We start from the raw sequence: 9,075 nt of genomic DNA on the forward strand, positions 1-9,075 counted from the left end.
CTAAGCATGAAGCCCCCCTCAAGATGAGATTTCCCATAGCGTAAGCTAGTAAGATCCCTGAAAGATGATCAGGTTGATAGGTTCGAGGTGGAAGCATGGTGACATGTGGAGCTGACGAATACTAATAGATCGAGGACTTAACCATATAATATGTAGCAATGTTATCTAGTTTTGAAGGAATATGCCTTCATAGTTTGGTGATGATGGCAGAGAGGTCACACCCGTTCCCATACCGAACACGGAAGTTAAGCTCTCTAGCGCCGATGGTAGTTGGGACCTTGTCCCTGTGAGAGTAGGACGTCGCCAAGCAACTTTAAGACGAGTCAGAATGACTCGTCTTTTTTGTATGCTTTCATACCTCTATCAATTGCATTTTTAACTCCTTCTAAATAAGAAAATCCATATTTTTTATCTGGCTCTAAGTAAGTTCCTTCAGCCCACTCATTCCATGCGTTAATAAATAAAAACTCGCTGTTATAAAAAGAGTAAGTACGATGAATTTGCTTGCTTAAATATATGGTGAACTTTTCAGGGGTAGAACCTACAAAGATGCTGCTATTTGCGTTTTTACGTCGTGCAGTATTATCCCAATCAACAAAAGCCCCAGGAAATGTTTTTTTCTTTGGGAGCGATCGTTGTAATATATACATCCATACTTTATCGTAGTCCCAAACATTCAATTGCATATCAGAATCATATATGACCTTATTTATGTCTGAAGAGCTATCATGGGCAATTGTATAGAAAGGTTCAAACTGAATGCTAGCATCGAATCCATTTATATTAGGTAGTGGAAAACTGTTTAATGTTTCAGCAAAGTATATGCCTTTTAAACCATTTTCTCGCGCTAATGCATTCCAGTAATTAAGCATTTTTTCACAATCAGGAATATGTCCTGGACGATAAATAATGAATAGAGGTTTATCATCTATATAAATATATCTCTCATCTTGGAAAGCCTGTAATAAATAATCAAAGTGTTCCTTCCAATCAGATATATCTCCGTAATCTTGAGGCATTAATATATGTTTATCGAGACCATCCCAAGATTTTGTCCATGGTTCATTTGCCCAAGAAAGACAAAAAGGGAAGTCAGGTTCCTTTATCTTTAGTACGTCATTAAAGGGTGTTTCTAATAGTCTTTTTCCCTTAAACCAATAATGATAATAACAAAAACCATATATACCGTATGCTTTAGCGATTTCTGCTTGCCACTTTCTTACGGAGGGGCTAGTTAAGTCATAATAAAAATCTTGATAAGGTTCCCTCGGTTGATAATGTCCTGAAAATAAAGGGCGTGCACTTTTAGTATTTGTCCATTCAGTAAATCCTTCCCCCCACCATCGATCATTTTCTTTAATTTGATGGAATTGTGGTAAGTAAAAAGCGATTATTTTCAAAGTATATCCCCCTCATGTTTTTCGTAGTTCAATTGTTGGGAAGGTATTCTTGATTTGGTGGAGCAATTTTAAAACAAGAGATATGTTAGCTGTTTACTGCTTTTTTATGGTATGTATTGAATTTGTTTTTACAGCTTACTTAATAAGAGAGTATTAGGTAATTTGATATATAGCTGAAATAGAAAGTGCTTTTCGTCATGAAATTAAGTGTATTACGTTGAATAAAAGGAATTAAATTTTTTGAAGGACAAAGAGGGCTTGAGGTAATCGATTTACATCATCAAAAAAGTCTTGTAGCTTTAAATATTTCTCATAATGATTTTCAATATAAGTCCTAGGTATAACGGTTTCTCCGTAAAAACTACTATTTCTAACATCCCCTGCACCAGTAGCGCTGTGGACAAATTTTCCGTTTTCATAATCCGAGATAGCGCGATGTATATCTGGAAAAGCTTGAGATAAAGTTTTATGCCATCCTGTTTGAATTAATTCAGGATGTTCGTGGAATTGTTGACAAAAATCAAGAAAATAGCGCGCTTGTGTTGTTGCGATGAAAATTCCACCAGGGCGAAGAACTCTTGAAAATTCTTTTATCCAATTTTCAGCAGTTTCTTCGGATAAATGTGAGAATACAGAATAAGCGAATATGATATCTAATGAATTGTCACTAATAAATTCTACAGGGGGATGTGGACTTGCTGTTTTATATATCCCTCTTCCTAGTGTTTCATTACAAAGTGTGATCATCGCAGGATCCACATCAATGCCAAGTAAATTTTGATCAGAAGCATCTTTAAATAAGAAGCGTATAATTCTTCCCCATCCGCAGCCGAAGTCTAAAACTTTACTTTCTTTATTCACGGGAACACCTAAATTCTGGGCGTATTGTTTTATATAGCTATAAAACAAATATGCTTCATAAAGAGCATGTTCATAGGAAGCACCTACAAATTGTTTTTGAATTTCTTCAGGAGGAAACCTAGGTACGGGAACCCCATTTATCGTTGTTTGGGAACAACTTTGTATAAATAAATTTAGAAGTTCAACATCAGATAGTGAATTAACAAGATTATCAAAATCACTTCCTAACTTAAAGTTATGCATTTGTCAAACCTCCGAATTATATAGTGATTAAACCTTATTTTCTTGCTTTTTACTAATAAAAACATGTAAAAATTCAGCATCTAACCCGAGTGATCTATCCTTTTGTAAATAAACAATGGTATACATATTTGTGTGTGTATAAATATATTCAATCATATCTTGCCCCCAATCGAACGTTACTAAAGACCCGTTCTCATCAATAGGGTTTCCGTGATAAATGGGCTCTTCAATATATTCAATCACCTCTTTATTCAATCTTGCTCTTTGCACAGTTTTTGTGAGTGTATGATACCAAGGGACAGTAAATACATGAGCGCCGCCAGGTTTTAATACTCGTTCTATTTCTTTAAAGGCTTTGTTTGGCGTCATTACATGCTCAAAAACGTCTTGAGTAATGAATAAATCAAAAGATTCATTTTCAAAAGTCATGTCTTCTAAGTTCTCACATCTAATTCCTTGAAAGTATTGGCCAAGAGGATAGTTTTTAAAGTATTGAGAATATGTATAGTTTTTACAGTTTTTTAATAGTAGCTGAGTTGTAATTCCTCCAGGAGAGGATTCGTGGATACTATAGGAATCCCATTTTGGAAAAAATGTGTGTAAAGTATGGATTAAAGCTCGCTGCCTTGGGATAGAGTTACATGTAGAACATAAATAATGATCTCTAAGCCAATCATTATGCTCTATAAATGTAGCTTTCTTTTCGCAAATAACGCAGTACCCATTATTCTGTTTCAAATTGATTTCCACACGACATCACTCCTATGTTACATGCAATCTATTTATGGAAAGTATGATACACGTCAACAATCGGCGAAATCAAAGGGAATAGGTGAAAGTTAGGTATCTCTTAAAATAGCGATTAGGAAAAGGGAATAATCAGTTGAAGAGAACCCGACTCGAATTAAAGTTTCACTTTATGCTATGCGATGCATTAGCTTTTATTCATAGAAAAATGTATAGACTTAAAGTATCCCTCTCGTGTACGGGTACATTTCAAAGTCCTGTGCATATATTTCTGTAACTAAATCCATAGTTTCTTTATCATAAAAGCTTTCGTATGTTGGAAATCGTGGGAAGGCTTCATCTGTAATGCTAAGTTCTGCATAGCTCCCTGCATAAATCATCTTGTGGGCGCGATGATGATCTGAATTTGTAAGAAGTGCTAAATTAGATTTTATCAAATCGTACGTGTGTTCTAGTTTGGTGATTTGTGCATTAAAATCTTCTAAAGGAATATAACATTGGATGAAGTTTTCTTCACCGGGGACGTATTGTTGGCTAAAATGTATATCTATTGCTAGGGAATTGGAACCAAATGCCTGAACGTAATATAAAAATTGTTTAAATGATATTCCTTGATTACTATATTTATCATTATAAAAATAATGACGGATACTTTCCCATTGGGGGCTAGCGTATGGATTGTCAGCAAGTAATAGAAATGAGCTGACAGCCCTTGTATAGGGATTTCGCACAAGTTTACAAACATCCTTTTTACCTTCTAGAAGACCATTCTGTAACTCTGGTATGTAATTTATATTGTTCTTATACACCCAGAACTCATAGTAATGAATAAAGTCATTGTATTTCTTTGCTTCAGTAAATAATCCAATTTGAAAAAAGAACCAATTAGCTAATGCGGTGCATCCGCTTCTGTGACTCCAAAATAGTATAAGGGGAAAGTCTTTATGGTAATGCGGAATTCGGTCTTTATGTAGAATTACATGATTTAAAAGCTCTTGATTTATATTTTTCATGAGTTTCGCACTCCTTTTTTTGAGAACCTTGTGTATGTAGAAGTTTTTTTATGGGTTAAACAAGTGAGGATTGTTTATTAAATATATTCATGGGGATGAGTAAATATTATGAGTGTTTTTGCAGTCAATCTGAATAAGGAAGTTATTCCGAAATGAAAATAGAAAATAAAGATAATGAAAATTTATAACAAACATACAATGATAAGAAGATGAATAATCGAAATGATCCAGTTTATTTGTTTATATTTTTAGGTTTGACGATGAGAAAAATTTATTACTAGAGAGATGATATTATGAGGAAGAATAATTATTTAATAGTAGGTGGAAATAGTTTCATTGGTATCAACCTCGCATTGGGTTTATTGAAACAGGGGCAAAATGTAAAAGTATTTTCCAGACATATAAATAATTTTCCTCAAAATATTATAAGTGAAGTTGAATTTATTAAAGGTGATTTAGAAAATGTTGAGGATATATATAAGGCTTTAGTGAATATAGATATTATTATTTATTTAGCTGCGACGTCTAACGTAGCAACTTCAATTGAAGATGTTTTCGGCGATATTAATAGCAGTTTATTTTTTCTTAATTTCATGGAAAGTGTTAAAGATTTTCGTATTAAAAAAATTATATTAGCTTCTTCGGGAGGCACAGTTTATGGTGAACCTGAATATTTGCCTATTGATGAGAAACATCCATTAAGACCACTCTCCCCGTATGGAATAACAAAAGTTTCGCTCGAGAATTATTTGTATTTTTATAAGAGAAAATATGGAATAGATTATGTTGTATGTAGATATTCTAATCCGTATGGAAAATACCAAAACCCCTTAAAAAAAGTTGGGGCGATAAATTGTTTTTTGTATCAGCATCTCAGTAATGAAAGGATTAATATATATGGGAATCCAGAGGAGATTATTAGAGATTATATTTATATCGATGATTTAGTTGAAATTACTATACAACTAGCACAATTAAATCAATTGAAATCTTGCGTATATAACATAGGGAGTGGCAAAGGTCTTTCTTTAAAACGAATTATTGTGGAACTAGAGAAAATAACAGAAAGAAAAGTGGATTTTATCTGTTATAAACAAAAACAAGAGAACGTCCAAAGAATCATTTTAAATATTGATAAGATAAAACAAGAATTGAATTGGGAACCTAAAATAGATTTTAAAAATGGGATTAGATTAAATAAGCTATGGATTGAAGAGTTCTTATATAGTAAAAAATAATAAACCACACTCTACTTGTATTTAAGCAGAGCGTGGTTTATTATTTTACTTCTTTTTCTATTACCCAAAGGTCTTGATGTTCCCACCAAAATCCTTCAGTATACTTTTTGATGATTGGGTTATAGGGCAATAATTTAATTTTGTCACATACGTAAGAGGGGCTAACTATCGTTTGTCCGTACTGATTAACATCTAAATCGAATTGTTCACTAGAAGAGAGAAACCAATAGCCCTGTTCGTTTAAATTTGGAAACCCGAAATATTTTTTACTTTGATAGCCATGGGTTGTGAAAATGAATAAACCACCAGGTGAAACAGCGTTATACAATGTTTGAAGCCAACGAAACCAAGTTGTATCAGGCATATGAGAAAAAAAGGATAGACAAAAAACAATATCGTACGTAGAGGAGTCTAATTTTAACTGTTCGGGCTCAGGATGAGATAATATAGAAGGATTATTTAATTTGTTTTCAATAAAGGAAATGGCCTCTTCGTGTATATCACAAGCGGTTATACTCAAATTCGCTTGTAGATTTAATAAATGACGTGTTACGCAGCCGTATCCAGATGCAAACTCTAACAATTTGATTGGATTGCCTGTAGGAGGATAAAGGGAAGTGATTAAGTCTAAGAGTATTTGTGCTGAGTTTTGCCCGTCTTTAAAATAGTAATCTATCGCTTCTTTTTTTGATGGGAAAACGGGATTAGTGACAATGAACTGAAAGATATGATCCTCAGGATGGATACTTGCATTTACATTGTAGCTGTGTGCGATTTGAGAAATTAAATCTTTATGTTCCTCTATAAAGTCTTTCAAAGAGTATTCCCCCTTAAATAATAGTATCGCCTTACAAGAGATATTGATGGCAGAGAAAGCATACGTTTAAATTTTTAAGTATGTTTTAAGATACTTTCTATATGTATACATTTTCATTTTAGAAATGTCATCGATAGTAAAGCTTTCTTTAATGAAATTTTGCATTTGCACAACTTCATTGTAATGGGAATATGAATCTTCTGTTCTTGTTACACTATTTAAATGTCGTCTATGATAGTTTAGGGGGGCTGGATTGAAGTAAATATCTCCCTCTGTAAGAAGAGAAACATAGAAGAACCAGTCACCAGCTATTTTGAACTTTTCTAACTGTTTTTCTGTTTTCTTCATATCTATATTTTTAAAAACTACACTCGAGACATTAGGTATAGTGTTTTTGATAAGTAACGTATCTTGTATTTCGTCGACGCCTTTTCGAAAATAGGGGGCTTTCCATTTCTCTTCATCGATATCATTTGTGTAATTTAAATAATGATTAGCCAATACATTTCCTTGTTCGTCTATTTGTTTTGATTGTGTGTAGCTTAAGGCAATATTGTTATTTATATAAAACCCCTGCATCACCTCTTGTAAAAATGTCTTATCGCATAAGTCATCGGCCTCTGCAATCCAAATATAATCACCAGTTGCTGCAGTGACGCCTTTTATCCATTGTTTAAATACAGAACCAGAGTTTGTATCATTAATAACCTGTTGAACCTTCAGATGGATCTTATTTTCTTTTGAGAGCAGTTCTTTAAATGTTGATACGCTATGATCAGTGGAGGCATCGTCTAAGAAAATTAGTTCGTAAAGAGGGTAGGTTTGGTTTAATATTGATTCGATTCGATCAGGTAAGTATTTTTCATAATTATAGTTTGGTATGATTACGCTTATCTTTTTGTAATTATGTTCGAGAAGATCTAGTAATTGATAAATGTAAGTAAGAAAATTGAAGTTTTTTTCGATAAGTTCTTGGCCAAAGCTTCCCTTTTGTAATCGTAATCCCTCATCATGAATAAATTCATATATTTTTTCTAGCATTTTGGGTAAATTTAAAAAGTCTACTAAGGCACCAGTTTTTTCTGTAACAACATCCTCAAAACCTCCAGCATTTTTAAACCCTATAACAGGAAGTTTTGCATCTAATGCTTCTAAAACAACATTTGGAAAAGGATCTTCCCTTGAAGTTAATAAGTATAAGTCAGCTCCGGCGTTATATAATCCGATATCGGGAGTAGGATCGACTACTGTGAAATGTGCTTTATATTTAGGGGGCAGTGTATTCAGGAATTGAACGTCTGTTCTCCCTACCCAAATAAAATGAATATCCTTGTGAGTCTTTCTTACTGAGTAAGAGATAAGTGAGAATAGATCTATTCCTTTTCGATAATCTGCGAAGCCTACACCCAAGATGATTTTGCTATCTAGAGGCAGGTTAAGCTTCTTACGTAACTCATTTCTAGCTTTTGCAATATTGTTCTTATAAGGATTGTGGTTAAACAAACCTTGAGGGAGAATGTGACATTTTTGAGGATCCAATTCAGTGATTGTACGAAATTTTTCATGTACGTATTGTGAAGGGAAAACAACTTTGTAAGCAAATTCAGCGATGTTTTTAGCTTTCCCTTCAGCAGAGTACTGTTGTATTAAATGCGGTAATTCATGTATTAATGAAACAACTTTTATATTGTGTCTAGCTAGTAATGCGACGATATCGCCACTTATGACAGTGCTACATATGGCGAGGGTAAAATCCTGTGATAATAAATCTTTTATTAATAATTCGACCTTTTCTTTTGTTTGATAATCTTGCTCGAGACAATAAACAGGGCCGTGCTTTTGGAAATCGGGAATTAAAATACCGGATCCAATAGAAATAATTGCAACAGAGTAATCAAAGTTTTCTTTAAGAGCCTTAATAGTATGTAAAGAAAGTAGCTGTGCTCCGTGGAAATGGGCATCATGGGATACATAAATTATCTTTTTATTAACATGCATTTCATAACGCCTCCTAAGTTTATTAGATTTCTTTTCCTTTTTGTTGATTAAAGGTAAAGAAGAGAAATGGTTTATATATAATCCCCTAGAGATGAGCAGAAGGGGGACGTACTAAAAGAAAAAATATTATCCTTAATATATATTTACTTGGTCTCACATTCATTCTTTAGAAAAGTATTAGTATTAAGTTAGAGGGTGTAGTCTGCAGATTGTTAGTTTGAATACATATGTTTAAGAAGTTCTAAGGATGTGTTAGAAATTAAGAGAGCAAAGCTTTTATAATTTATAAAATAAAAAAGATAAAAAGTATTGACGATTGATCTACAGGGGTGTAATATAGGAAAAGTCGCCGATGACATTAACATTGAAAGCGACAAACGAAATGAAAAACTTAGTTGACATTACAAAATAGAAATGTTAACATAAGGAAGTCGCAAATGAGCGACCAAGTAGTTCTTTGAAAACTGAACGAAACAAACAACGTGAAACGTCAATTTTTATTTTTAGATGCTAGACAAACTAACTTTATTGGAGAGTTTGATCCTGGCTCAGGATGAACGCTGGCGGCGTGCCTAATACATGCAAGTCGAGCGAATGGATTGAGAGCTTGCTCTCAAGAAGTTAGCGGCGGACGGGTGAGTAACACGTGGGTAACCTGCCCATAAGACTGGGATAACTCCGGGAAACCGGGGCTAATACCGGATAACATTTTGAACCGCATGGTTCGAAATTGAAAGGCGGCTTCGGCTGTCACTTAT

At 33.7% G+C, this 9,075-nt stretch carries 7 protein-coding genes and 3 rRNA genes; 4 read left to right on the forward strand and 6 right to left on the reverse strand.

The window, feature by feature from the left end; translation table 11 throughout:
- Together BM089_RS29910 and rrf are read left to right on the forward strand one after the other, a co-directional pair.
- Positions 1-145, forward strand: a 23S ribosomal RNA gene (locus BM089_RS29910); the annotation flags it as partial.
- Positions 146-193: 48 nt separating this feature from the next.
- Positions 194-309 (forward strand): 5S ribosomal RNA (gene rrf, locus BM089_RS29915).
- Between the two features lie 14 nt (positions 310-323).
- On the opposite strand, the gene BM089_RS29920 is transcribed toward rrf, so the two are convergent.
- The 4 genes from BM089_RS29920 to BM089_RS29935 form a co-directional block, all read right to left on the reverse strand.
- Complete coding sequence (locus BM089_RS29920) at positions 324-1,400, reverse strand: glycosyltransferase WbsX family protein (RefSeq protein WP_090979088.1); 1,077 nt, start codon at positions 1,398-1,400, stop codon at positions 324-326.
- Between the two features lie 231 nt (positions 1,401-1,631).
- The gene (locus BM089_RS29925; protein ID WP_000551407.1) at positions 1,632-2,504 is read right to left on the reverse strand and encodes a class I SAM-dependent methyltransferase; all 873 of its coding nucleotides are present in this window, start codon (positions 2,502-2,504) and stop codon (positions 1,632-1,634) included.
- Between the two features lie 27 nt (positions 2,505-2,531).
- The gene (locus BM089_RS29930) at positions 2,532-3,254 is read right to left on the reverse strand and encodes a class I SAM-dependent methyltransferase (protein WP_000405128.1); all 723 of its coding nucleotides are present in this window, start codon (positions 3,252-3,254) and stop codon (positions 2,532-2,534) included.
- A 215-nt stretch (positions 3,255-3,469) separates the two neighbouring features.
- A complete protein-coding gene (locus BM089_RS29935) occupies positions 3,470-4,264 on the reverse strand; it encodes a sulfotransferase family 2 domain-containing protein (RefSeq protein ID WP_000790050.1) in 795 nt (264 codons plus the stop codon).
- Positions 4,265-4,557: 293 nt separating this feature from the next.
- Between BM089_RS29935 and BM089_RS29940 the strand changes: the two genes are divergently transcribed.
- A complete protein-coding gene (locus BM089_RS29940; RefSeq protein ID WP_001230828.1) occupies positions 4,558-5,502 on the forward strand; it encodes an NAD-dependent epimerase/dehydratase family protein in 945 nt (314 codons plus the stop codon).
- Between the two features lie 40 nt (positions 5,503-5,542).
- Here BM089_RS29940 and BM089_RS29945 read toward each other — a convergent pair whose 3' ends face one another.
- Positions 5,543-6,319: a class I SAM-dependent methyltransferase gene (locus BM089_RS29945; protein ID WP_000651236.1), complete on the reverse strand. Its 777-nt coding sequence runs from the start codon at positions 6,317-6,319 to the stop codon at positions 5,543-5,545.
- A gap of 66 nt (positions 6,320-6,385) precedes the next feature.
- Complete coding sequence (locus tag BM089_RS29950) at positions 6,386-8,317, reverse strand: glycosyltransferase (RefSeq protein WP_090979091.1); 1,932 nt, start codon at positions 8,315-8,317, stop codon at positions 6,386-6,388.
- A 525-nt stretch (positions 8,318-8,842) separates the two neighbouring features.
- Here BM089_RS29950 and BM089_RS29955 point away from each other — a divergent pair.
- Positions 8,843-9,075, forward strand: a 16S ribosomal RNA gene (locus tag BM089_RS29955); the annotation flags it as partial.

The organism is Bacillus sp. 5mfcol3.1 (genome assembly GCF_900114335.1).
GTDB classification, from domain to species: Bacteria; Bacillota; Bacilli; order Bacillales; family Bacillaceae_G; genus Bacillus_A; species Bacillus_A thuringiensis_S.

Coding starts and splice junctions, on each gene's coding strand:
- BM089_RS29935 (WP_000790050.1), bottom strand. CDS start 4,264: ATGAAAAATATAAATCAAGAGCTTTTAAATCATGTAATTCTACATAAA.
- BM089_RS29940 (WP_001230828.1), top strand. CDS start 4,558: ATGAGGAAGAATAATTATTTAATAGTAGGTGGAAATAGTTTCATTGGT.
- BM089_RS29950 (WP_090979091.1), bottom strand. CDS start 8,317: ATGCATGTTAATAAAAAGATAATTTATGTATCCCATGATGCCCATTTC.
- BM089_RS29925 (WP_000551407.1), bottom strand. CDS start 2,504: ATGCATAACTTTAAGTTAGGAAGTGATTTTGATAATCTTGTTAATTCA.